The following is a 24,656-nucleotide window of genomic DNA, read 5'->3' on the forward strand; positions in this document are numbered from 1 at the left end:
CTGCGCCACAAGCGCCTGCCGCCCGAAGGAGACCGCCATGAACGCTCGAGATCCCAACCTGCCCTTGCAAGCTGACGAAGCCACCGCGCTGGGCGACTTTGCCGCCCGCGTCTGGGACGAAGAGATCGTCCCCGCGCTGACCGACTACATCGCCATCCCGGCCAAGAGCCCGATGTTCGACGCCGACTGGGCGGCGAACGGCCACATCGACAAGGTGCTGACGCAGGCCGCCGCCTGGGTCGAGGGCCAGAAGGTCGCCGGGCTCAAGCTGGAGGTGATCCGCATCCCGGGCCGCACGCCGGTGATCTTCTTCGAGGTGCCGGGCACCAAGCCGGGCAACCGCGACAGCATCCTGCTGTACGGCCACCTGGACAAGCAGCCCGAGTTCAGCGGCTGGCGCAACGACCTCGGCCCCTGGACGCCCAAATACGAGAACGGCCTGCTCTACGGCCGTGGCGGCGCCGACGACGGCTACGCCATCTACGCGTCCCTCACGGCCATCATGGCGCTGGACAGGCAGGGCATCCCGCGCCCACGCTGCGTCGGCCTCATCGAGACCTGCGAGGAGAGCGGCAGCTTCGACCTGCCCGCCTATCTGGACGTGCTGCGACCCCGCCTGGGCAATGTGTCCCTTGTCGTCTGCCTGGACTCCGGCGCCGGCAACTACGACCAGCTCTGGCTGACGACCTCGCTGCGCGGCATGGTGTCGGGCGTGCTGAAGGTGGAGGTGCTGACCGAAGGCATCCACAGCGGCGACGCTTCGGGTTGCGTGCCATCGAGCTTCCGCATCCTGCGCCACGTGCTGGACCGGCTGGAGGACAGCAAGACCGGCAACCTGCTGCCGCAGAGTTTTCACTGCGAGGTTCCTGGCGCGCGCCTGGAGCAGGCCAGGGCGACCGCGGCCATCCTCAAGGACGAGGTCTACAAGCGCATGCCCTGGGCCTGCGGCGCAGACGGCGGCCCGGTGCTGCCGGTGACGAGCGACCCCGTCGAGGTGCTGCTGAACCGCAGCTGGCGGCCGACGTTGTCGGTCGTCGGCGCCGATGGCTTCCCCGAGCTGAAGAACGCCGGCAACGTGCTGCGGCCGTACACGGCCTTCAAGCTGAGCCTGCGCCTGCCGCCGCTGATCGACGGCAACGCCGCCGCGCTGGAGTTGAAGACGCTGCTGGAAGACAACGCGCCCTACAACGCCAAGGTCACCTTCACACCCGACGGCCGCGCCGGGGCCTACGGTGCCACCGGCTGGAACACGCCCGAGCTATCGCCCTGGCTCAGCCAGGCGCTCAACGACGCTAGCCAGGCCCACTTCGGTGCGCCGGTGGGCTACATCGGCCAGGGCGGCACCATCCCGTTGATGAGCATGCTTCAGAAGGGCTTCCCCAAGGCGCAGATGATGGTGTGCGGTGTGCTGGGCCCCAAGAGCAATGCCCACGGGCCCAACGAATTCCTGCACGTGCCCTACGGCAAGCGGCTCACCGCTGCGGTGGCGCAGGTGATGGCCGCTCACCCCTGAGGAACTCAGCAAAGAATGGACCAGCTCCGCGCCATCAAGGTCTTTGTCCGCGTCATCGATGAGGGCAGCTTTGCCGGCGCGGCGCGGGCACTGGACCTGGCGCCGGCTGTCGTCACCCGCCTCGTCGCCGAGCTGGAAGACCACCTCGGCACGCGGTTGCTGAACCGCACGACACGGCGCCTGTCACTCACCGAGATCGGCGATGCCTATCTGGAGCGGGCGCGGCGCATCCTGGCCGACGTGGACGAGGCGGCGGCCCTGGCGGCATCGGCCACGCAGGAGGTGCGCGGCCTGCTGCGCATCCTGTGCCCGCCGGCCATCGCCGTGCACCAGCTCGCCAAGCACCTGCCCAAGTTCCACCGCGACTACCCGCTCGTCACGCTGGAGATCACGTCACCCGGTCCGGTCGAGACGGTGGACGACAGCTATGACCTGACCATCTGGCTGGCCCGCGACCCGCTGGATGGCGACTTCATCGCCCGGCGGCTGGCGCGCAGCGAATTCATCATGTGCGCGTCGCCCGAGTACCTCGACCGGCGCGGCCGGCCCCAGCACCCGCACGAGCTGAAGCAGCATGACGCGCTGCTGCCGCCCACGGCGGCACTGTCCCGTGGCCTGACGCTGCAGCGTGGCGACGGGCTGGAGGAGATCACGCTGCCCATCGTGCCCTCGCACGCCGCGCTGTCGACGACGCACATGGACACCAATTACGCCGCCGCTCTGCACGGCCTGGGCGTGGCCGGCCTGCCCAGCTTCATGGTGGAAGACGCGCTGCTGGAGCAGGCGCTGGAGCGCGTCATGCCGCAGTGGCGGCTGTTCACCACCACGCTGTGGGCCGGCATGCCGACGCGCAAATACGTGCCGGCGCGCACGCGGGTCTTCCTGGACTTCCTGATCGAGATCTTCGGCGGCGAAGACAAGGACCCGTGGCTGGTGGCCGCAGGTTGCGCGACCCGGCCCTGATCAGCGCAGCGAAAACCCTAGATCGAAGAGTTCCGGATACCGGGCCTCCATCGCCCGCTTCAGGAAGGCGAGCGCGACATAGCGCGCCGAGGTCTTGGCAATGCGGGCCAGCAGCCGCCGCTCGTCCGCATGACGCTGGCCCAACAGCACGAGGTGCTGCCGGATCGCGCTCCATTCGATGCGCCGCCAGTACTCGCCGAAGTCGGCCGCTTCGTCCTCGTCGAGCAGGCCAGCGGCGCGGCAGGCCTGCCAGTGGCGCACGGCCCAGTCGATCTCCTGGGCTTCATCCCAGGCTTGGTCGGGCGGGCGCAGCAGCGCGGCGAGCGCGTCGGTCGCGCTGCCCTCGGGCGCGTCGGCGACGAGGCGCTGCAGCACCACGTCCAGCCCGCTGTCCGCCACGCGAGCCAGGCCGGCGGCCAGTGCAGCTGCGTCCGGCGGCACGAGCGCGGGCGGCTGTTCGAGCAGCCGCGCGCAGGCGGCGCGCATCAGGGAATCGGCTTCGGTCGGAGATGTCATGGAGAAAGGCCTCGTGGATAATGAAATTCTAAGAAGCCGGCTCCGGCAATCCTCCAGTTTCGTGCCCTTGCCGCCCGTGCCGCGCCCGTCCCGCACCCCCCACCCCGCCCCGCTGCCCACCCTGATCGCCCTGGCCCTGTGCGCCTGGGGTCAGGCGTCTGCGCGGCCGGCTGAGGAGTCCTTGCCCCTGCGCGGCAGCCGCGTGCTGAGCGCGCCGGCCAAGTTGGCCGCCAAGCCGGCGCTCGTCATCAGCGCCGACAAGCTCAGCGCCCAGGCCGAGCAGCAGGCCGAGGCGACAGGGGCTGTCGAGCTGCGCTACGGCGAACTGCTGCTGAACGCCGACAAGCTGAACTACCGCGTCGTTGACGACCTGGCTCGCGCCGAGGGCAACGTGCGTATCGACCACAACGGCAACATCTTCACCGGCCCCTTGCTGCAGATGTATGTCAGCCGCTTCGAGGGCGAGTTCCTGACGCCGAGCTTCTTCCTCAAGGCCACCGGCGGCGCCGGCAAGGCCCAGGTCGTCAAGTTCCAGGACAGCGAGCATCTCAGCGCCACCGATGGCAGCTACAGCAGCTGCCCGGCCGTGGAGAACCAGGAGCCGGCCTGGCAGATCACCGCCAAGCAGCTGCGCCTGGACATGGCCGCCAACGAGGGCGAGGCCGAGGGCGCGGTGCTGCGCTTCCTGGGCGTGCCCATCCTGGCGGCGCCGTCCTTGAGCTTCCCGCTCAGCTCGGCGCGCAAGTCGGGCTGGCTGCCGCCCAATATCTTCCTGGACAACCGTAGCGGCCTCGAACTGGGCGTGCCCTACTACTGGAACATCGCGCCGCAGCGCGATGCGACGCTGGCGCCCTTCGTCTTGACCAAGCGCGGCGTCGGCGTGGACGGCGAGTTCCGCTACCTGGAACCCGGCCATGCCGGCCGCATCAACGTCGACCTGCTGCCCAGCGACCGCGTCTTCGGCCATTCGCGCTGGAGCTTCAAGTTCAACAACGATGGCCAGCTCGGCGACTGGCGCTACCGCTTGAAGAGCGAGCGCGTCTCCGATGACGACTACTGGAAGGACATGTCGCGTCGCGTCGAGAGCCAGACGCCACGCCTGCTGGCCAGCGACCTGAACATCAGCCGCCACCGCGAGCTGTCCTGGGGGGTCATCGACACCTACGCCCGCCTGCAGCGCTGGCAGACGCTGCAGGGCAGCGACGCGCTGGCCCGCTTCGACTCGCCCTACCAGCGCAGCCCGCAGGTCGGCATCCGCGTGACGACGGCGGCCGACGAGGCCGTGCTGGACAGCTTCCGCCCCTGGGGCCGCAAGGCGCGGCTGGAGGGCGGCCTGGAGCTGGAATACAACCGCTTCGACCTGCCCGGGTCAGCGCAGGCTGGCCAACTGCCTGGCGGCCAGCGCGTGCACGCCCTCGGCCACGTGGCCGCGCCGCTCGGTGGCGAGGCCTGGTGGTTCATCCCGCGCCTGTCCTTCAACGCCGCCGCCTACGACCTGGATCGCCCGCTGGACGACGGCCGCCGCCGCATGGGCCGCGTCATCCCGACGCTGAGCGTGGACCACGGCTGGGTCTTCGAGCGCGACACCAAGCTCTTCGGCCGGGCCATGCGCCAGAGCCTGGAGCCGCGTGTGCTCTACGTGAACACGCCGTTCCGTGACCAGGCCAACCTGCCCAATTTCGACGCGGCGGCCAAGGATTTCAATTTCGACTCCATCTACACCGACAACCCCTTCTCGGGTGTCGACCGGGTGTCGGACCTGCATTCGGTGAGCGCGGGCGCCACCAGCCGTTGGGTCAGCGCCGCCAACGGCGAGGAGATCCTGCGCGTCGGCGCCGTGCAGCGCTTCCTGTTCCGCGACCAGCGCATCACGCCCGACGGCCAGCCCGTCACGCAGCGCTTCTCCGACCTGCTGCTGGCAGCCGCCGCCCACCTGGACGAGAAGTGGTGGGCGGACAGCACGCTGCAGTTCAACTCCGAGACCAACCGTTCGGTGCGCTCCGTCGTGCGGGCGCGCTATTCGCCGGGGCTCTACAAGACCGTCAGCATGGCCTACCGGCTGGCGCGCGGGCAGAGCGAGCAGGTCGAGTTGGCCTGGCAATGGCCCATCTACGGCCAGCCCGTCACGCAGCGCGGCGCCGACAGCCAGGGCTGCGGCGGCGCCTGGTACAGCGCCGGGCGCGTGCAGTACTCGCTGCGTGACAAGCGCCTGACCGACTCGGTCGCCGGCTTCGAGTACGACGCCGGCTGCTGGGTGCTGCGCTTCGGCCTGGAGCGGCTGTCCACCGGCCGCGCCGAAACCAACACCCGCGTCATGCTCCAGCTGGAGCTCGTGGGCCTCAGCCAGCTCGGCTCCAATGCCCTGAAGGTCTTGAAGGACAATGTGCCCGGTTATCGCCGGTTGAGTTCCGACCGCTCGCCGAGTTCAGACTTCCTACCATGATCCATCGCTTAGCTCCTCCAATCCTTGCCGTGACGCTGGCTCTGGCCGCCCTTCATTCGGCCGCCCAGACGCCGCCCACGCTGCAGCCGGGGGACTACATCGCCGCCGTCGTCAACCAGGACGTCGTCGCTGCCAGCGAAGTCGTCGCGCGCACCGAGAAGCTGCGCCAGGAGGCCCGCCAGAAGGGCGAGGTCATGCCCGAGACGGCCGGCCTGCGCAAGCAGGCGCTGGAGGCCCTCATCGAGGACCGCGTGCTCGTCACCTATGCCCGTGACAGCGGCCAGAAGATCGACGAGGCCGAGCTGGACCGCGTGGTGGCCAACGTGGCCGCGCAGAACAAGCTGACCATGGCTCAGCTGCGCGAGCGCCTGAAGGCCGACGGCACCGACTACAAGAACTTCCGCGAGAACCTGCGCGATCAGATGATGACGGAGCGCGTACGCGAGCGCGAAGTGCAGGGTCGCATCAAGATCACTGACGCCGAGATCGACGCCTACCTCGACAAGAAGCGCGCCGCGCTGGAGCAGGGCGGGCAGGTGAACCTGGCGCAGGTGCTGGTGACCGTGCCCGAGGGCGCGGCGGAAAGCGTCGTCGCCGAAAGGCGTGCCCGTGCCGAAGGCGCGCTGGCCCGCATCAAGGCCGGTGAGGACTTCGCCAAGGTCGCTCAGGAAATTTCCGAGGACAGCAACAAGGCCAAGGGCGGCGAGATCGGCATGCGCCCGGTCGACCGCCTGCCCGACATCTTCGTCAACGCCGCCAAGGGCTTGAAGAGCGGCCAGGTCGCGCCCCAGTTGCTGCGCAGCGGCGCCGGCTTTCACGTCATCAAGGTCGTCGAGCGCCAGGGCGCGAGCTCACTCACGCAGACCCAGCAGACGCACGCCCGCCACATCCTGCTGCGCCCTTCGGCCCAGCTGACGGCCGAAGTCGCCGCCCGCCGCCTGGCGGAGTTCAAGCGCCAGATCGAAGCCGGCCAGGCCAGGTTCGAGGACCTCGCCAAGGCCAACTCCGAAGACGGCAGCGCCGAAGCCGGTGGTGATCTGGGCTGGATGGGTGCCGGCGCCTTCGTGCCCGAGTTCGAGGAAGCCATGAACGCGCTACCGCTGAACGGCATCTCGGCGCCCGTCATGTCGCGCTTCGGCGTGCATCTGATCCAGGTGCTGGAGCGCCGCATGGTCGACGTCGAGATGAAAACGCTGCGCGACCAGGCCCGCAGCGCCCTGCGCGAGCAGAAGTACGAAGAGGCCTACCAGGACTGGGTCAAGGAACTGCGCGCCAAGGCGTTTGTCGAAGTCCGCGAATGGCTCGACTGAGCGGCGGCCACATCGCGCGCAAGCGCTTCGGTCAACACTTCCTGACCGACAAGGCGCTGATCGAGGCCATCGTCGACCTGATCGACCCACAGGCCGGCGAGACCGTCGTCGAGATCGGCCCGGGCCTGGGCGCGATGACGCTGCCGATCCTGGCGCGGTACAAGCCGTTGACCGTCATCGAGCTGGACCGCGATCTCGCGGAGCGCATGCGCAAGCGCGGCGATGTCGAGGTCATCGAGTCCGACGTGCTCAAGGTCGACTTCAAGGCGCTGGCCGCCGCCAAGGGCGCCAAGCTGCGCGTCGTCGGCAACCTGCCCTACAACATCTCGACGCCCATCCTCTTCCACCTGCTGGACGCGGTGGACGATGTGGTCGACCAGCATTTCATGCTGCAGAAGGAAGTCGTCGACCGCATGGCCTCGGCGCCCGGCTGCAAGGACTACGGGCGGCTGAGCGTGATGCTGCAGTGGCGCTACAGCATCGAGTCGGTGCTGGACGTGCCGCCCGAATCCTTCGACCCGCCGCCGCGCGTGAACTCGGCCATCGTCCGCATGGTGCCGCTCAAGACCCCGCCAACGGTCGATCCCAAGCTGCTCGGCGCCGTCGTCACCAGCGCCTTCTCCCAGCGCCGCAAGCTGCTGCGCCACAGCCTGGGCCGCTGGCTGGCCGAGCGTGGCTACGAAGGCCCCTTCGACCTGCAGCGCCGCGCCGAAGAGGTGCCTGTCAGCGAGTTCATCGCGCTGGCCCTGGACGTCGCAGAAATGACAAAGCCCGCCTGAAAGCGGGCTTTGTCTCCTCCAGCGGCCGCCGTGGAACCGGCTTTGCCGGGCCACTGGCGGCACCCCCTTGAGGGGGAGCGCCGCAGGCGCTTCGGGGGTGGGTCGTCTATGCCGCGCTCAACCACATCGACGTATCGAAGGCGCTGCACATCATCGGCATGTTCATGCCGAAGTTGGGGTTGCCTACCGTTGCCTTCGCGCTTTTCGGCGCGGGCTTCTCAATAACCGGGGCCACTTCAGTAGCCCGCTCCCATGACCCGTTATCTTGGGAGCGGGCTACTGAAAAGAATAGAAGCACCTGAACGCTATCTTCCTGTCGGCCCAGTAATCGGCCGTGTCTCGGAAGACATCGAGCAACTGCTCTCGTGCCTCGCGGTCGAAGCGCACGTTGTCGGGCAACTGCTCCAGCACCACGACAAAGCCCGGCTGGCTGCCAGACTTGTGGACGAGGTCGGTCATGCAGTCATGCAGGGCGTCCAGGTTCTTGCCGAAATGTGTCGGGAACAGGAAGGCCTGCGCGATGCCATCGAGCACATCCTGCTTGGACTGCGCCTCCGACAGGTTGGCGTACAGGAAATGCTGGCCCGCTTCTTGGGCGGCCAACATCAAGTCCTCGACTCGGTAGGCGCGTATGGCCTGCACGATATTGGGACGGACGGTCTGCAAAAGCATGGTCGCGTTCCTCCTTTCAAGTCACAAAACTACTGAACCCCGACTCTCACCGACCAGCTGTGGCGCGGATGCGCTGGAAGCTGGCGTAGTGATCGCCGGTGTAATAACAAACTTCGGGCGCGGTTGGGGGTGAGCCGCCGCAGACGAGGCGGCGAGCGCCCCGATTGCGCGCGCCAGGCGTTTTGACCGTGTATTCGCGATAGAAGCCGCGAGCCTTGCGGGGCAGCAGGCGTTCGCGATTGCCGAACACCACGCCGTCCTTGGCTTGAGGAAACGGGCCGCCGGTAAGGACGAGCCGGTGAATTTCCTGGGCCTGGACGGGCAGCTCGCTCAGCGAAATTTCGGCCAGAGCGGGCGTTGTGGTGGGCAAAGCTTCCTTGGCTTGCACGCCGCCGGATAAGCCGGAAAGCAGCAAGGCGGTGGTGACCGCCGAGGCGCCGGAGCGCGCCAGCCACGAGAACAAAAACACGGGTTTACCCTGTTCCGAAAACCAACATGGTACCGAAGCGACCCCAAAAGCTCAAGCCGGACCCCTGCTGCGGAATCAGGGCATAGGCTCTGTTAGCCGGTGCTCACATCGCGGCAAACGCTTGTTTTTCGTGGATTTATGACCGCGCCGTGACGAGGTTGTCGCTCTGAAAACTTATGTCAATTGGAGGCGTCCGGGCGGCGCGGGGGCGCCCGGACCTCTCTCGGCAAGCGTTTAGGCGCGCGCGGCGTTGGCGTCGGCGACGGTCAATGCCGTCATGTTGACGATGCGCCGCACAGTGGCGGAGGGCGTCAGGATGTGCACCGGCTGGGCGGCGCCGAGCAGCACGGGGCCGATGGCGATGCCGCCGCCGGCCGCTGTCTTCAGCAGGTTGTAGGAGATGTTGGCGGCGTCGATATTGGGCAGCACCAGCAGGTTGGCCTCGCCAGTCAGCGGGCTGTGCGGCATCAGCTGCTTGCGGTAGGCGGGGTCGAGCGCGGTGTCGCCGTGCATTTCACCGTCGACTTCCAGCCAGGGCGCGAGTTGCTGGATCAGCGCCAGCGTGTCGCGCATCTTGATGGCCGAAGGCTTGTCGCTGGTGCCGAAATTGCTGTGCGACAGCAGCGCCGCCTTGGGCACCAGGCCGAAGCGGCACATCTCCTGGGCGGCCATGATGGTGATCTCCGCGAGCTGTTCGGCGTTGGGGTCGTAGTTGACGTGGGTGTCGACCAGCATGACCTGGCGGCCCGGCAGGATGAGGCCGTTCATGCAGGCGTATGTCTTCACGCCGACGCGCTTGCCGATGACCTGGTCGATGTAGGCCAGGTGGGTGGCCGTGGTGCCCCAGGTGCCGCAGAGCATGCCGTCGACCTCGCCCTTGTGCAGCAGCATGGTGCTGATGAGCGTGAGGCGGCGGCGCATCTCGATCTTGGCCAGCTGCTGGGTGACGCCCTTGCGCTCGGTGATGCGCAGATAGGTCTGCCAATAGTCACGGTAGCGGTCGTCGTGCTCGACGTTGACGACGTCGTAGTCGCGGCCCAGCTGCAGGCGCAGGCCGAAGCGCTCGCAGCGCTCGGCGATGACGTTGGGGCGGCCCACCAGCGTCGGGCGGGCCAGGCCTTCGTCGACGACGACCTGGGCGGCGCGCAGCACGCGCTCTTCCTCACCTTCGGCATAGGCGATGCGCTTGTTGGGCGCGCGCTTGGCCGCCGTGAAGATGGGCTTCATCGTGTTGCCGGAGGCGTAGACGAAGCTCTGCAGCTTTTCGCGGTAGGCGTCCCAGTCCTGGATCGGCCGGGCGGCGACGCCGGAGTCGGCCGCAGCCTTGGCGACGGCCGGCGCGATGCGCATCATCAGCCGCGGGTCGAAGGGCTTGGGGATCAGGTACTCGGGGCCGAAGCTCAGCGTGGCACCCACGTAGGCCGCGGCGACGACTTCGCTCTGCTCGGCCTGCGCGAGGTCAGCGATCGCGTGGACCGCCGCAATCTCCATCTCGACGTTGATCGTCGTGGCGCCCGAATCCAGCGCGCCACGGAAGATGTAGGGGAAGCACAGGACGTTGTTGACCTGGTTCGGGTAGTCGGTGCGGCCCGTGGCCATGATGGCGTCGCTGCGGACGGACTGCACCTCCTCCGGCAGGATCTCGGGCGTCGGATTGGCCAAAGCAAAGATCAGCGGTTGCGCGGCCATCGTGGCCACCATGTCGGCCTTCAGCACGCCACCGGCCGACAGGCCGAGGAAGATGTCGGCGCCGACGATGGCTTCGCGCAGGCTGCGCTGGGCCGTCGGCTGGGCGAACACGGCCTTGTCCGGGTCCATCAGCTCCGTGCGGCCCTCGTAGACGACGCCGGCCAGGTCGGTCACCCAGATGTTCTCGCGCGGCAGGCCGAGCTTGACCAGCAGGCCCAGGCAGGCCAGCGCCGCCGCACCCGCGCCCGACGTGACGAGCTTGACCTGCTTGATGTCCTTGCCGACGACCTTCAGGCCGTTCAGGAAGGCCGCACCGACGACGATGGCCGTGCCGTGCTGGTCGTCGTGGAAGACGGGGATCTTCATGCGCTCGCGCAGCTTGCGCTCGACGTAGAAGCAGTCCGGCGCCTTGATGTCTTCGAGGTTGATGCCGCCGAAGGTGGGCTCCAGCGCGGCGATGCAGTCGACCAGCTTGTCGAGGTCGTTCTCGGCCACTTCGAGGTCGAAGACGTCGATGCCGGCGAACTTCTTGAAGAGGACGGCCTTGCCCTCCATGACCGGCTTGGACGCCAGCGGCCCGATGTTGCCCAGGCCCAGCACGGCCGTGCCGTTGGAGACGACGGCGACGAGATTGCCGCGCGAGGTGTAGCGGAAGGCGTTGGCCGGGTCGGCCACGATCTCCTCGCAGGCGGCGGCCACGCCGGGCGAGTAGGCCAGGGCCAGGTCGTGCTGGTTGACGAGCTGCTTGGTCGCCGCGATCGCGATCTTGCCCGGCGTCGGGAACTCGTGATATTCGAGGGCAGCCTGGCGGAGTTGGGCGCGTTTTTCTTCTGGGCTTGGCATGGCGTGGACGAGCAAGAGCCGGCGGCGGGGTGGGAATCATGCCACCGCAGTCCGGCCTGGCGCGCTGCGGATGTCCACACATAGACAATCGCGAGCATGGGCGAATTCGATCTGATCCGGCGCTACTTCCAGCGCCCCGCTGCGGCCGGCGTGGACGTGGGCGTGGGTGATGACTGCGCGGTGCTCGTGCCCACGCCCGGCGCGCGCTGGCTGGTGTCCAGCGACATGCTGGTCGAGGGCCGGCACTTCCTGTCGACGGTCGACCCGGCGCGCTTGGGCCACAAGGCGCTGGCCGTCAACCTGAGCGACCTGGCCGCCTGCGGTGCGACGCCGCGAGGCTTCACTTTGGCGTTGGCGTTGCCGCGTGTTGACGAAGACTGGCTGGCGGCGTTCGCGCGCGGGCTGTGGGCGCTGGCCGACGCGAGCGGCTGCCCGCTGATCGGCGGCGACACGACGCAGGGGCCGCTGAACATCTGCATCACCGTCTTCGGCGAGGCGCCTGCGGGCCAGGCGCTGCTGCGCAGCGGCGCGCGGGTGGGCGACGAGATCTGGGTGTCGGGGCGGCTGGGCGATGCGCGGCTGGCGCTGGAGGTGTTCCGTGGCACGACGGCGTTGAGTGGCGACGGCTTCGAGACCGTGCGCACGGCGATGGAATGCCCGACGCCGCGCCTGGCGCTGGGCCAGGCGCTGCGTGGCATCGCGACATCGGCCATCGATGTGTCCGACGGGTTGTTGGGCGACCTGGGGCACATCCTGGCGGCGTCCAACATGGGCGCGCGGCTGGACATCGACGCGCTGCCACGCAGCGCCGTGCTGGCCGCGCAGCCGGTGGCGCTGCAGCACGAATGCCTGCTGGCCGGCGGCGACGACTACGAGTTGGTCTTCACCGCCCCGGCCGGTGCGCGCCTGCCGGACGTTGGCGTGGCGCTGACGCGCATCGGCGTCATCGAGGCCGAGCCGGGTCTGCGTGTCGTCGATGCGCAAGGTGCCACCGTCGCGCACGGCCTGCGCTCCTTCGATCACTTCAGCGCATGACCGGAGCACCCCTCCGGCCCACGCTGGCCTTCATGCTGCGCCACCCCGCGCGCTGGATCGCGCTGGGCTTCGGCAGCGGCCTGGCACCGAAGGCGCCGGGCACCTTCGGCACGCTGTGGGCGTGGGGTGTGTTCCTGCTCATCTCGCCCTGGCTGACCGACCTCGGCTGGGCCACGCTGATCGGCCTGGGCACGGCCGTCGGCTGGTGGGCCTGCACGCGCTGCGCCCAGCACATGAACACGCCCGACCCGGGTTCGATAGTCTGGGACGAGGTGCTCGCCTTCTGGCTCATCCTGTGGCTGATCGCTCCGGCCGGGCTCATCGGCCAACTCATCGCCTTCGGCCTGTTCCGCTTCTTCGATGCCGCCAAGCCGGGGCCCGTGCGGTGGGCGGACCAGCTCTTCAAGTCCGAGCGCGGAGCGCCCATCGGTTGGCGCCAGGGCCTGGGCATCCTCATCGACGACTTCGTGGCGGCGGGTTGTACGCTTGCCGTGATCGCGTTCTACCGCTACTTCATGGGGTAAGAGGGTGAGAGGCAATCCAGCATGCCCGCCTTGACTCGCCAAAGCACCCCACTCGTCGTTGCAAATGCTCGTCGTGACCCTAGCCACGACTGCGCTTTGCGCCTAGATTGGGGCGCTTTGGCGAGCCCTTTCTGGCACGCCGGATCACCTCTCACCCTCTGAGTCATGCCTGCTGAACAAGCCGAACTGATAGACCGCATCGCCGTGGCGCTCATGCAGCGGCGCGAGCGCATCGGCACGGCCGAGAGCTGCACCGGCGGCCTCATCGCGGCGGCCTGCACGGATCTCGCCGGCTCCAGTCAGTGGTTCGAGCGCGGGGTCGTCAGCTACAGCAACGAGGCCAAGGCCGAGCTGCTCGGCGTGCCAAAAGGCCTGATCGCGCTGCACGGCGCCGTCAGCGCCGAGGTGGCCGAGCACATGGCGCGCGGCCTGCTGGCGCATGCGCCCATCGACTGGGCGTTGTCGGTCACCGGCGTCGCCGGGCCCACGGGCGGCAGCGAAGCCAAGCCGGTCGGCACCGTCTGGCTGGCGCTGGTGCATGCCGGCCGGCCGGCCAAGGTCTGGCGCGAAAACTTCAGCGGCGACCGCCACGCGGTGCGCGCGCAGACGGTGACGGCGGGGCTGACGGCGCTGTGCGAGGCGCTGGAAGACCGCGACAGCTGACCTCAAGCGAGCTCACGCCAGCGGCGTGGCGCCCAGCTCGCGGCGCAGCCAGGCCCGCGCCAACGTCCAGTCGCGCTTGACGGTGGCCACCGACAGGTCCAGCGCCTGCGCGATCTCGTCGTTCTCCAGGCCGCCGAAGAACTTCAGCTCCACGACCTTGGCGGCGCGCGGGTCGACGGCCTCCAGCGCGAGGATGGCCTCGTGCACGGCCACCACGTCGGGTGCGGCCTGCACGCCGATCTCGGGCGCGCCGGTGACGGACAGCGACACCAACTGCGCCTCGCGCTTCTCGGCGCGCCGCGCCAGCGCGTGGTTCACGAGGATGCGCCGCATCATGGTCGACGCCACCGACAGGAAGTGCGCGCGGTTGGCCCACTGCGTGCGCGTCTGCTCGGCCATGCGGAACCAGGCCTCGTGCGTCAGCACCGTCGGGCTCAGCGTGTGCGCCTGTGCCTCGCGGCCCATGTGGGCGCGGGCGATGCGGTGCAGTTCGTCGTAGAGCAGCTCGAAGAGCTGGTTGGACGCGCCCGCGGCGTCGCTGTCGAGCCGGCGCAGCCACGCCGTCACGTCGGCCGCGGTGGGGTGGGCAGGAGGCGTGGCAGGCATGGCGCCGCGGATTGTGCGCGCCGCCCAAAAGTTATTTGCACGTCGGTGAGCCTTTTCAGCGTGCGGTGCGGCGTACCGGGTCGTGCCTCTCGAATGGTCGAGCGGCCTGACTCATCCACAGGACCTTCGACATGTTCTCGACCCCCTGCCCGTGCCCCGCCACCCTGTCGCTGCGCCGCGTCGCGCTGCTCGCGGCCACCGCCGCCACGCTCGCCGGCTGCGGCGGGGGTGGCAGCGCCGCCGTCACACCGCCGCTGACGCCCCCGGCCGCGCCGGCGCCTGCCGCGTCCGCCCCCGCACCGGCCATCGCGATGGTCACGCTGACCGGCGTTGCCGCACGCGGCGCGCCCATCGTCGGCGGCAGCGTCACGGCGGCCTGCATCAGCGGCCCGGCCACGGTGGCGCTGCCCACCAGCGCCACCGGCACGTGGACGGTCGACGTGCCGGCCAACACGCTGCCCTGCGCGCTGCAGGTGTCGGGCGGCACGGCGGGTGGCGTGGCCAACCCGCTCACGCTGCACAGCCTGGCGGTGGCCGCGGGGCGCGTGAACATCACGCCGCTGACCGACCTGACCATCGCCCGCGCCGCCGGCAAGTCGCCCGCCACCTGGTTCGCCGGCCTGGCTGCGGCGCCCACCGGCACGCGGCTGGACACTGCGGCCGCGCTGACCCAGCTGCTGGCCACGCTGGTGGCCGGCAGCTACACGCTGCCCGCCGGCACGTTCGACCCCTTCACCGTGGCCTTCGAGGCCAAGGCCGGCGACACGACGGACGCGCTGCTCGACAGCCTGATGGCCGGGCTGCTCGCCAGTCACAAGACCTACATCGACCTGATCGCCGACTTCAGCGTCGCCACCGCCGGCATCTATCACCTGCCGCCCGCGTTGACCGGCAACCCGCCGGCCCCGACCGGGCCGAATGCCATCGTGCTGACGCCCAAGGGCCAGGCTGCGGCGGCCGACGTCGCGCCCGCCGTGGGCACGTGGCAGGGCCAGCTCGGGCGCGTCTTCACGCCCGGCCAGGCAACGCAGGAGACGACGACCTGCAGCATCGCCGTGGCGGCAGACGGCATGCTCACCGTGTCGGCCGGCGGGCGCACGCTGCAGGCGGCCGTCAATGGCGACGTCGGTGACCTGATCCTCAACGTCGTCGGCCTGACGCGCGTGCAGGCCAGCGACGTGCCGAACGACCGCTACGCCCAGCTCACCCTCGTCAAGGGCGTGATGGCGCAGGGCGTGGCGCGGCAGGGCGGCTTCGGCTTCACCACCGCCGAAGACCGCGTCGAGTGCTGGCTCAGCAACCCCAACCCGACCGTCGCCGCCGGCAACGCCAACGTGGCCACGCTCAACGGCGCCACGGCGGCCGACATGTCGGCCGCGCTCGTGGGCCACTACACGGGCGCCAACTGCACGCTGGACGTCTCCAGCGACGGCGTCTTCCACCTCGTGGCCGGCGCGCTGGACGTGACGACGCGGCTCGGCGGCGACGAGAACGACGTCATCGTCACCTTTGGCGACAGCGCGGCCGTGCAGGCGCAGGATTACTTCACCGCAGGGGAGCAGATCTACGTGACGCTGAGCTATCAGGCCGGCAATGTGGCGCTGAACGTGCCCGCCTCCTTCAGTGCCGACGCACAGCACCGTGAGCCACGGCCGGTGAAGTCGCTGGCGCAGTGCAGCAGCCTCGTCAAGCAGTGACGCCAGCGCCGCTGGCGCGAGGGAGCGGGGGCGCGTTCCCCCGCTCCCTTGTCTGCCGGCACCTCACTACAGTCGCGCCGCCACCGCCCACCCCGAGCCCACCGATGACCTCACCCACCCCGACCCCCGACGACTGGGCCGCCGTGCGACGCCTCTTCGACGAGGCCGTGGCATTGCCGTCGGCGCAGCGCGCGGCGCACGTCGACGCGCTGCCCTTCGGCGCCGCCGTCAAGGCCGAACTGCACTCGCTGCTGGCCCACCACGCCGACGACACCGACAGCGAGCCGCTGCTGTCGGGCTCCATCGCCGCCGGCGTGGCGGCCACGTTGTCGCGCGACGGCGAGCGCTTCGGCGCCTGGCAGGTGGTGCGCAGCCTGGGCAGCGGCGGCATGGGCGAGGTGTTTGAGGCCGCCCGTGCGGACGGCAGCTTCGACGGCCGCGCCGCCATCAAGGTCATCAAGCGCGGCATGGACAGCGACGCCGTGCTGCAGCGCTTTGCGCAGGAGCGCCAGGCGCTCGCGCGGCTGCACCACCCGCACATCGCCCAGCTCTTCGACGCCGGCCTCAGCGCCGACGGGCTGCCCTATTTCGTCATGGAACTCATCGACGGCTTGCCCATCGACGCGGCGGCCCGCGCGCGGCCCGTCGAGGCGCGGCTGGCGCTGTTCCTGCAGCTTGCCGATGCCGTCGCGCACGCGCACCGCCACCTGCTCGTGCACCGCGACCTCAAGCCCGGCAACGTGCTGGTCACGCACGACGGCCAGGTCAAGCTACTGGATTTCGGCATCGCCAAGGCGCTGGACCCCGCCGACGCCGGCGCTGACACCACGCTGGGCGCCGCCCGCCCGTTCACGCCCAACCATGCCAGCCCGGAGCAAGTGCGGGCCGAGCCGATGGGCACCGCCACCGACGTCTACAGCCTCGGCATCCTGCTCTACATGATGCTGACCGGCGTGCGCCCCACCGGCCGCAGCGCCATCACCGCCGCCGACGCCGCACGCGCCGTGCTGGAGGAGGAGCCGACGCGCCCAAGCACGCTGCCCGGCGACGTGGTGCCCGACGTGGCCTGGCCGGCGACGCGCCGCGTCATCGCGGGCGACCTGGACAACATCGTGCTCAAGGCGCTGGAGAAGCAGCCCGAGCGCCGCTACAGCAGCGTCGAGGCCTTTGCCGACGACGTGCGGCGCTTCCTCGCCGGCCACCCGGTGCAGGCGCACGCGGCGAGCGCCTGGTACGTGGCCGCCAAGTTTGCGCGGCGCCACCGGGCGGCCGTCGCGGCCGCGTCGGCCGCCGTCGTGGCGCTGGCCGTCGGGCTCACCGCCACGGCCTGGCAGGCGCACGAGGCCCGTGTCGCCCGCGACGAGGCCACCGCGCGGCTGGCCGACATCCGTGCCATCACGCGCGACCTGGTGGCCAAGTTCGGCGACGCCGTGACCTACCTGCCGGGCGGCATGAAGCTGAAGGCCGACCTGCTGCAGCAGACCCTGGGCACGCTCGACCGCCTGGCCCGCTCACCCGATCGCGACTCCGCGCTGTTGTCGCAGGTGGCCACCACCTACGCCCGCCTGGCCGAACTGCAGGGGCAGGACCAGCAGCTCACGCTCGGCCAGCCCGACGCCGCCAAGGTCAACGCCGACAAGGCCATCGCCATCGCCGAGCAGGTGCTGCCGCAGCACCGCAGCGACTGGCAACTGGCCTCCTACACGGCGCGGGCCTACAACACGCTGGCCCGGCTGCTGCGCGTTCAGGGCCGCACGGCCGAGGCGCTCAAGGAGATCGACGCCGCCGCCGCCGTTCTGGAAGCCGCCGACCTGAGCCAGGCCGAGCCGCTCGGCAAGCTCAGCGTGCCGGCCGAGCAGGCCGGGCTGCTGATCATGCGGGCCCAGCTGACCGAGCAGCTGGCGGTGAAGAAGGAGGCCACGCTCGCCGAGGCTCTCGGTTTCTACGACCGTGCTGCCAGCGTGCAGCAGCGCCTGGCCGCGCAGCGCCAGCTGCTCGACGAACTCGACCGCGGCGGCCGGCCCGAGGAGCCCAAGGCCTACGCGCAGGTGCTGCAGCAGGTGGCTGTCATCCACGGCGGCAAGAGCCTGGGCTACCAGCACGCCGCGCTGTGGCCCCAGGCGCTTGCCGAAGCGCAAGAGGCCGTGCGCTACGCCAAGGAAGCGGTGGCCTTCAACCCGGAACCCACGCTGTGGAAGGACACGCTGGCGGTCGAGTCGAACAACCTGGCCGTGACGCTGCTTCAGCTGACGCGTTACCCCGAAGCGCTGGCGGCGTCGACGCTGAGCCTGGCCACCGCACGTGAACTGATCGCAGCGGACGGGCCTGCGAGCCGCTGGACGCTCAAGCAGTCGCAAGTGAAGCTCCAGCACGGCCGCGCGCTTGCCGGCCTGGGGCGCAATGCCGAGGCGGCGGCCACGCTCGACGAGGCCATTGCCAGCTTCAGCGCTGCCCTGCCCGGCGTGACCAACCCGGTGCAGAAGGCACAGATGGCCGGCCTGCTTGAGCAGATGCACACCGTGCGACGCCAGCTGCCCGCGCGCCCCCGCCAAAACTAGAGCCCGAGCAACCGCAACCGGCGGCCACGGGGCACTCAGCCCAGCTTGGCAATCACACTCTCGGCCGTGACCGAATTGTCCGGCGGCTGCCAGCTCTGCGCCCACGCAATGAACTGTTCCTGCGGCATGGGCTTGCAGATGAAATAGCCCTGACCCTCGTCGCAGCCCAGGCGTGCCAGCAGAGCCCAGGCCTTGGCCGTCTCCACGCCCTCGGCGACGACGGTGAGGCCGAGGTTGTGGGCCAGCTCGATGGTGGAGCGCACGATGCGCGCGTCGTCCAGATCGCGCTCCATGGCCATGACGAAGCTCTTGTCGATCTTCAGCTCGTCCACCGGCAGGCGCTTCAGGTAGGCCAGCGACGAATAGCCGGTGCCGAAGTCGTCGATGGACAACTTGAAGCCCATCGCGTGCAGTTGCTCCAGCGTCGACAACGCCCGTTCGGGGTCGTCCATGATGGCGCTCTCGGTGATCTCCAGGCACAGCGAGGCCGGCGGCACCTGGCGCGGCGTGATCAGGGCTTCGATCTTGGCCGGCAGGTCCTGATCCATCAGGTCGCGCGTGGACAGGTTGACCGACAGCCGCAGCGACAGGCCCGCGTCCAGCGCCTCGCGCGCAAACTTGGCCGCGCCCGACAGCACCCAGGCGCTCAACATGCGGATGAAGCCGGTCTGCTCCGCGAACGGGATGAACTGCATCGGCGGCACCAGGCCGCGCTTCGGGTGCTGCCAGCGCACCAGCGCCTCGGCGCCGATGACTTTGCCGGTCTGCAGGTCGATCTTGGGCTGCAGGAAGAGGCGCAGCTCCTCGTTCTCCACCGCGTGGCGCAGCTCGGTCAGCAGCGACAGCGACTCCTGGCTGCCGGCGTCCAGCTGGGCGTGATAGATCAGGCTGCCGCACTGGCGCGCCTTGGCCGCGTACATGGCCAGCTCGGCGCGGTCCAGCAACGGGTTGACGTCGTGACCATGCTCGGGGAAGAGGGCGATGCCGATGCCGGCGCCAAGGTCGACGGTCTCGTTGTCGATGAGCAGCGGGTGCTCGAAGTCCTTCAGGATGGCCAGCGCCGCCTCGCTGGCGGCGTGCGCGTCGGTGTGGGCCAGCAGGATGGCGAACTCGTCGCCCGACAGCCGCGCCAGCACCGAGTGAGCCGGCGCGCACAGCGCCCGCAGCCGCTCGGCCACGCTCTGCAGCAGGCGGTCGCCGACATCGTGGCCCAACACGTCGTTGACGTGCTTGAAGCGGTCCAGGTCCAGCATCAGCACGGCGCCCGGCGTGTCGCTGTGGGTCAGGTGGTGATACAGGAACTCGGCAAAGCGCGCGCGGTTGGGCAGCAGCGTCAGCGGGTCGACATAGGCCAGGTTGTTGACGAGGGCGTCGCGGCGGCGGATGCCCTCGCGCATGCTCTCCAGCGACAGCGCCAGCTTGTGCACCTCCTCCAGCCGCGAGGTCGAGGGCACCGGGGTGTCGTAGTCGCCGCGCTCCAGCCGCCGTGCGGCGGCGGACAGCGCCTTGATCGGCCCGCTGATGCCGCGCGCCAGCAGCACGCTGACGAGGGCGAAGACGGCGACGCCGAGCAGGGTCAGCCCCAGCAGCACGAGCTGCAGCTGCCGGTAGGGCGCGAGCGCCGCGTCCAGTGAGCGCAGCAGCAGCACGCCCAGCCGCTGCTCGCCGCCGAGCAGCGGCACGAAGCGCGCGCGCATGCGCTCGCCGTCCAGCTCGATCACACCGCCTGCCGGCGCCTCGCTGCCGAGGCTGCCCTGCAGCGCCGCAGTGGCGCGGGTGTCGAGGTTGGTGACGATGTTGAGCCAGGGCCGGCCCGTGGGCTGCAGCAGCACGACGCTCTGCAGCTCCGACAGGGCCTTGAGATCGTCCAGCACCTCTCGGTCGAGCGCAAAGCCCATCAGCACCCAGCCCACCGGTGCCGGCGTGCGCACCTGCACGGCAACGACCTGGTAGACGTGATCCCCGAGCAGGGACAACGCCGTGCCCTCCTTGCTGCCCACCAGCGCCTTCAACGCCCCGCCAAAGGAGGCGGCGCCGTCGCGGGTCGCGGTGACGAGCTTCAGATCGGCGTCGAAATACGCGACGACCGAGGCGCCGATGCGCTCGCCCTGGTTGGACAAGGCGTCCTTGATCGTCTCGACCGTGCCCGTCTCGGCCAGCGACAGGCCGATGGTGGTGCGAAAGCCGTAGTCCTTGGCCAGCAGCTCGGCCGCGTCGTGCAGCTTGCCGGCGCGCTGGTCCAGCAGGCGGCGCAGCACGCGCTCACCCGTCTGCAACTCGGCCGCCAGGGAGTCCTCGGCGTTGTGCGTGATGCTGGCGTTGATGGCGACGAAGCTGACCAGCTGCACGACGAGCAGAAGCGCCAGGAACAGGCCGACGATGCGGCCTTCCAGGCGACGCAGATTCAGCCAGGCCGGCAAGTGCATCGTGGTCAAGTCAGTCGTTCAGCGTCAGCACGCTGGGACCGCCGCCGGCCGGCACGCTGATCTTGAGGCTCTGCAGCGCGGGCGACTTCTGGCCGTCGTGCCAGGCCTTGACGGCGTGCTCGCCGGCGGGCAGCTCGAACGTGGCCTGGCCCATGTCGTCGGTGCGCGCAAAGGTGGGCGTGTCGACGACGATGACGTGAGCGCTCATGCGGTCGTGGATGTTGCAGCCTAAAGCGGCGACGCCGGGCTTGTCGAAGACGACGGGCTCGGTCGGCGTGCCCGAGTAAAGCTTGATGTCGATGACCTTGATCGGCGAGATCGAGTAGACGTGATGCCGCACGGTGTCGAAGTTCGGGAAGTTCACCGCGGTGCCCGTCTGCACGACGAGCAACTGGGGCGTGAACTGGCGGTCACGCTGGCCCATCTCGGCCTTGGCCGTCGTCGTCCTGGCCGGCCGACCCTTGACCTCGACGGCCACCACGGCGTTGGCCAGCGGCTGACCCTGGGCGTCACGTAACTGCACTGTGACCGGCACGGCCAACGCTGCTGGCGCCAGTACGGCGGCAACGGTCAGGACGGCGAGGTGGGGAAGAGTCGACATGGCGGGCTGGGTTTCGCGCCCGACGATAGCCCAATCGCGCTCAGCGAACCGTGAGAACTGCCCCGGTCTTGCCGCTGGCGGCTTCGGCCAGCATCAGCGCGAAGCGGCGCAGGGCGGCCCAGGGGTTGCTGGGCCAGTCGGGGTGGCGCAGCCCTTTGACGAGGCCGTCGCAGACCTGGGCGGCCTGCACCAGTGCGCCGGCCTGGGCGCTGTCCAGTCGCGGCGCGATGCGCTCCACCAAGCGTTCCTTGGCGCCCCAGACACGGGCTTCTCGCAGCGCCAGTGGCAGCGGCTTGCCGGCGTCCAGCGCGGCGCGCACGCGGGCCAGCGCGCGGGCGTCTTCGGACAGCGTCCAGTGCACCAACACTGCTGCCTCGCCCTCGGCCTCCAGGCCGTCGAGCATGCGCAAGAGGCGCGGAACGGCGCCAGACAGCACGGCCTCGCTGAGCTTGAAGACGTCGAAGCGCGCCACGTCCATGACGGCCGCCTCGATCTGTTCGAGCGTCAGCTCGCCCTTGGGGTGCAGCAGCGCGAGCTTCTGCAGCTCCTGGTGGGCAGCGAGCAGGTTGCCCTCGACGCGGTCGGCAAAGAAGGCCAGCGCGCGTTGGCCGTCCTCGCCTTCGGGTACGGACTGGCCCTGGGCCTTGAGCCGCTGTGCCAGCCACGCGGGCAGCATGCGGCGCTCGACGGGCTCGACGCGGATGGACGCGCCGTTGCCGTCCAGCGCCGTGAACCACGCGCTGGAGAGCTGGGTCTTGTCCAGGCGCGGCAGCGTCACCAGCGTCAGCACGTCGTCGGGCGCGGCCTGGGCATAACGCTGCAACGCCTCAGAGCCTTCCTTGCCGGGCTTGCCGCTGGGAATGCGGATCTCGATGAACTGGCGGTCGGCAAACAGGCTCATCGCCTGCGCGGCGGCCAGCACCGGCGCCCAGTCGAAATAGGCGCCCGAGACGATGAAGATCTGCCGCTCGCCAAAACCGTTGGCGCGCGCGGCGGCGCGGATCTGGTCGGCCGCCTCCTGCGCGAGCAGGGGCTCGTCGCCGTGGACGGTGTAGATGCGGGCCAGGCCTTTGCTCAGATGGCCGGCGAGGGACTCGGCGCGGAGCTGCATATCAGCGACCGAGAACACAGCCACAGAGGCACAGAGACACAGAGAGACCTTCATCCCGCTGCCTCTGTGCCTCTGTGCCTCTGTGGCTTTGTTTGGTTTTCATTTCACGTCGGCAATTTCACTGCTGCCAGGCGGCGCAGCACCTGCGCGATGGCATCGGAATGCATGGCGCCGTAGAGGTTGGCGGCCTCCTGCTCCTTGGCCAAGGCGTCGCTCTCGGTGTAGTTCATGTCTCGCGCCAGGCGCAACTCGACCTTGGGCACCAGCAGCTCGCCGGCTGCCGTGCGGATCATGTAGTCGAACTGCAGGCGCAACTGGAACTCGCGCACCTGCCCGACGCTGGTGGACGCGACGACGGTGCGGTCGCGGGACTCGTGCAGCACCTCCAGCACGACTTCGGCGCGCGCCGGGTCTTCCAGCAACTGCACCGGCGTGCGCTTGATCTGGCGCCTGAGGCCGGCGGCCAGCGGCGAGTTGGGCTCGAAGCCGATCAGCGCCAGCGTCTTGAACGGCAGCTCGGCTTCACGGCGCAGCTCGAAGCCGCAGCCGGCGAGGGCGGTCAGGCCGAGAAGCAGGATGCGCCTGTTCATCAGACGACGATGTTGACGAGTCGACCGGGGACGATGACGACCTTCTTCGGCGCCTTGCCTTCGCTGAACTTGGCGAACTCGGGGTTGGCCAGCGCGGCCGCCTCGATGGCGGCCTTGTCGGCCGAGGCCGGCACTTTCACCGAGCCCCGCAGCTTGCCGTTGACCTGCAGCATCAGCTCGATCTCGTCCTGCACCAGCGCCGCCTCGTCGACCGTGGGCCAGGGCGCGTCGAGCAGGTCGCCCAGTTCGGCCGCGAAACCGAGGTCTTGCCAGAGCTGATGGCTGATGTGCGGCGTGGCCGGGTAGAGCACGCGCAGCAACACCGAGAAGCCGTCACGCACGGCCGCAAACTGGCCTTCGGCCTTGAAGCCTTCAAGCGCATTCAGCAGCTTCATCGCGCCGGAGACGACGGTGTTGTACTGCATGCGCTCGTAGTCGTAGCTGACCTGCTTGAGCACGTTGTGCACCTCGCGGCGCAGCGCCTTGCCGTCGCCGTTCAGCGCGGCAAAGTCCTTGCCGCCGGCCTTGATCGCGTCGGCATTGCGCGCGCCGAAGCTCCACACGCGCTTCAGGAAGCGATGCGCGCCTTCCACGGCCGCGTCGTTCCACTCCAGCGTCTGCTCCGGCGGGCTCGCGAACATGACGAACAGGCGGGCTGTGTCGGCGCCGTACTGGTCGATCAACGCCTGCGGGTCCACGCCGTTGTTCTTGGACTTGGACATCGTCGTCATCTCGTACTCGAGCGGCGTGCCGTCCTTCTTCAGCTTGGCGCCGGCGATGCCGCCCTTGTCGTCATGGATGACGTCGATCTCATGGTCCCAGTAGTAGTCCTTGCCGCCGCCCTCGGGCTTGTGGAAGAACGCACCCTTCAGCACCATGCCCTGCGTCAGCAGCTTCTCGAACGGCTCGCTGATCGTCACCAGGCCCAGGTCGCGCATCGCCTTGGTCCAGAAGCGCGCGTAGAGCAGGTGAAGGATCGCGTGCTCGATGCCGCCGATGTACTGGTTCATCGGCATCCAGTACTTCGTGCCTTCGCCGACCATGGCTTCGCTGTTGGTCGGGTCGCAATAGCGCATGAAGTACCAGGACGAATCGACGAAGGTGTCCATCGTGTCCGTCTCGCGCTTGGCCGGCTTGCCGCAGGTCGGGCAGGCGACGTTCAGGAAGGCCGCGTGCTTGTTCAGCGGGTTGCCGGTGCCGTCCGGCACGAGGTTCTCGGGCAGCACGACCGGCAGGTCTTTCTCCGGCACCGGGACGTCGCCGCAGTCCTTGCAGTGGATGATCGGCACCGGGCAGCCCAAGTAGCGCTGGCGCGAGATGCCCCAATCGCGCAGCCGCCACTGCACGTGCTTGTCGCCGAGCCCTTTGACCTTGAGGTCGGCCGCGACGGCATCGACCGATGCCATGAAATCGAGGCCGTCGTACTTGCCCGAATTGATGTTGGTGCCATAGTCGGCGTATTCCGGTTTCCATGGCGCGGGCACCGTGTCGCCCGCTTTGCCATCCACCAAATGCCGGATGACCGGCTGGATGGGCAGGCCGTACTTGGTCGCGAACTCGAAGTCGCGCTCGTCATGCGCCGGCACGCCCATGACGGCGCCATCGCCGTAGCTCATGAGCACGTAGTTGCCGACCCACACGGGCACCT

20 protein-coding genes are annotated in these 24,656 nt (G+C 69.3%); 10 read left to right on the forward strand and 10 right to left on the reverse strand.

The features are described 5' to 3' along the window. Window positions 1-37: 37 nt before the first annotated feature. Both ABIS05_RS13340 and ABIS05_RS13345 read left to right on the forward strand, forming a co-directional pair. A complete protein-coding gene (locus ABIS05_RS13340; RefSeq protein ID WP_348013609.1) occupies window positions 38-1,513 on the forward strand; it encodes a M20 family metallopeptidase in 1,476 nt (491 codons plus the stop codon). A 15-nt stretch (window positions 1,514-1,528) separates the two neighbouring features. After that, entirely contained in the window at window positions 1,529-2,476 is a 948-nt protein-coding gene (locus ABIS05_RS13345) for a LysR family transcriptional regulator (RefSeq protein ID WP_348013610.1), read from the forward strand. On the opposite strand, the gene ABIS05_RS13350 is transcribed toward ABIS05_RS13345, so the two are convergent. After that, window positions 2,477-2,992 carry a hypothetical protein gene (locus ABIS05_RS13350; RefSeq protein ID WP_348013611.1) on the reverse strand — a complete coding sequence of 172 codons (516 nt, stop codon included), beginning with the start codon at window positions 2,990-2,992 and terminating at the stop codon, window positions 2,477-2,479. It abuts the gene before it with no gap. 61 nt (window positions 2,993-3,053) lie between these two features. On the opposite strand from ABIS05_RS13350, the gene ABIS05_RS13355 reads away from it, so the two are divergent. Genes ABIS05_RS13355 through rsmA form a run of 3 tightly spaced genes read left to right on the forward strand, consistent with a single transcriptional unit; the run spans window position 3,054 to window position 7,524 of the window. Further along, window positions 3,054-5,435 carry an LPS assembly protein LptD gene (locus tag ABIS05_RS13355; protein WP_348013612.1) on the forward strand — a complete coding sequence of 794 codons (2,382 nt, stop codon included), beginning with the start codon at window positions 3,054-3,056 and terminating at the stop codon, window positions 5,433-5,435. A gap of 29 nt (window positions 5,436-5,464) precedes the next feature. Then, window positions 5,465-6,745 carry a peptidylprolyl isomerase gene (locus ABIS05_RS13360; RefSeq protein WP_348063267.1) on the forward strand — a complete coding sequence of 427 codons (1,281 nt, stop codon included), beginning with the start codon at window positions 5,465-5,467 and terminating at the stop codon, window positions 6,743-6,745. Then, window positions 6,733-7,524: a 16S rRNA (adenine(1518)-N(6)/adenine(1519)-N(6))-dimethyltransferase RsmA gene (gene rsmA, locus ABIS05_RS13365; RefSeq protein ID WP_348013614.1), complete on the forward strand. Its 792-nt coding sequence runs from the start codon at window positions 6,733-6,735 to the stop codon at window positions 7,522-7,524. Before ABIS05_RS13360 ends, rsmA begins: the two co-directional genes overlap by 13 nt. A gap of 276 nt (window positions 7,525-7,800) precedes the next feature. On the opposite strand, the gene ABIS05_RS13370 is transcribed toward rsmA, so the two are convergent. From ABIS05_RS13370 to ABIS05_RS13380, 3 genes are all read right to left on the reverse strand, one after another. Next, entirely contained in the window at window positions 7,801-8,196 is a 396-nt protein-coding gene (locus ABIS05_RS13370; protein WP_348013615.1) for a barstar family protein, read from the reverse strand. 46 nt (window positions 8,197-8,242) lie between these two features. Beyond that, window positions 8,243-8,665 carry a ribonuclease domain-containing protein gene (locus ABIS05_RS13375; RefSeq protein ID WP_407074895.1) on the reverse strand — a complete coding sequence of 141 codons (423 nt, stop codon included), beginning with the start codon at window positions 8,663-8,665 and terminating at the stop codon, window positions 8,243-8,245. Window positions 8,666-8,899: 234 nt separating this feature from the next. Continuing rightward, window positions 8,900-11,197: an NADP-dependent malic enzyme gene (locus tag ABIS05_RS13380; protein WP_348013616.1), complete on the reverse strand. Its 2,298-nt coding sequence runs from the start codon at window positions 11,195-11,197 to the stop codon at window positions 8,900-8,902. A gap of 96 nt (window positions 11,198-11,293) precedes the next feature. Between ABIS05_RS13380 and thiL the strand changes: the two genes are divergently transcribed. The 3 genes from thiL to ABIS05_RS13395 all read left to right on the forward strand — a co-directional run bounded on the left by thiL (window position 11,294) and on the right by ABIS05_RS13395 (window position 13,419). Beyond that, entirely contained in the window at window positions 11,294-12,232 is a 939-nt protein-coding gene (thiL, locus tag ABIS05_RS13385; protein ID WP_348013617.1) for a thiamine-phosphate kinase, read from the forward strand. Beyond that, complete coding sequence (locus ABIS05_RS13390) at window positions 12,229-12,756, forward strand: phosphatidylglycerophosphatase A (protein WP_348013618.1); 528 nt, start codon at window positions 12,229-12,231, stop codon at window positions 12,754-12,756. The genes thiL and ABIS05_RS13390 overlap by 4 nt, the downstream gene beginning before the upstream one ends. A gap of 165 nt (window positions 12,757-12,921) precedes the next feature. After that, a complete protein-coding gene (locus ABIS05_RS13395; RefSeq protein ID WP_348013619.1) occupies window positions 12,922-13,419 on the forward strand; it encodes a CinA family protein in 498 nt (165 codons plus the stop codon). Between the two features lie 12 nt (window positions 13,420-13,431). On the opposite strand, the gene ABIS05_RS13400 is transcribed toward ABIS05_RS13395, so the two are convergent. After that, a complete protein-coding gene (locus ABIS05_RS13400) occupies window positions 13,432-14,025 on the reverse strand; it encodes an ECF-type sigma factor (protein ID WP_348013620.1) in 594 nt (197 codons plus the stop codon). Between the two features lie 131 nt (window positions 14,026-14,156). On the opposite strand from ABIS05_RS13400, the gene ABIS05_RS13405 reads away from it, so the two are divergent. Beyond that, the gene (locus tag ABIS05_RS13405) at window positions 14,157-15,722 is read left to right on the forward strand and encodes a hypothetical protein (RefSeq protein WP_348013621.1); all 1,566 of its coding nucleotides are present in this window, start codon (window positions 14,157-14,159) and stop codon (window positions 15,720-15,722) included. A gap of 104 nt (window positions 15,723-15,826) precedes the next feature. Further along, window positions 15,827-18,280, forward strand: coding sequence for a serine/threonine-protein kinase (locus tag ABIS05_RS13410; RefSeq protein ID WP_348013622.1), 2,454 nt, complete (start codon window positions 15,827-15,829; stop codon window positions 18,278-18,280). 35 nt (window positions 18,281-18,315) lie between these two features. On the opposite strand, the gene ABIS05_RS13415 is transcribed toward ABIS05_RS13410, so the two are convergent. The 5 genes from ABIS05_RS13415 to leuS form a co-directional block, all read right to left on the reverse strand. Next, the gene (locus tag ABIS05_RS13415) at window positions 18,316-20,706 is read right to left on the reverse strand and encodes an EAL domain-containing protein (protein ID WP_348013631.1); all 2,391 of its coding nucleotides are present in this window, start codon (window positions 20,704-20,706) and stop codon (window positions 18,316-18,318) included. A gap of 10 nt (window positions 20,707-20,716) precedes the next feature. After that, entirely contained in the window at window positions 20,717-21,307 is a 591-nt protein-coding gene (locus tag ABIS05_RS13420; RefSeq protein WP_348013623.1) for a methylamine utilization protein, read from the reverse strand. A gap of 40 nt (window positions 21,308-21,347) precedes the next feature. Continuing rightward, a complete protein-coding gene (holA, locus tag ABIS05_RS13425) occupies window positions 21,348-22,418 on the reverse strand; it encodes a DNA polymerase III subunit delta (protein WP_348013624.1) in 1,071 nt (356 codons plus the stop codon). Between the two features lie 104 nt (window positions 22,419-22,522). Beyond that, a complete protein-coding gene (gene lptE, locus ABIS05_RS13430) occupies window positions 22,523-23,008 on the reverse strand; it encodes an LPS assembly lipoprotein LptE (protein ID WP_348013625.1) in 486 nt (161 codons plus the stop codon). Next, a partial coding sequence (gene leuS, locus ABIS05_RS13435; protein ID WP_348013626.1) for a leucine--tRNA ligase occupies window positions 23,008-24,656 on the reverse strand: 1,649 nt, incomplete at its 5' end. The genes leuS and lptE, both read right to left, overlap by 1 nt.

Source organism: Roseateles sp. (assembly GCF_039929605.1).
Taxonomy (GTDB): Bacteria; Pseudomonadota; Gammaproteobacteria; order Burkholderiales; family Burkholderiaceae_C; genus Pelomonas.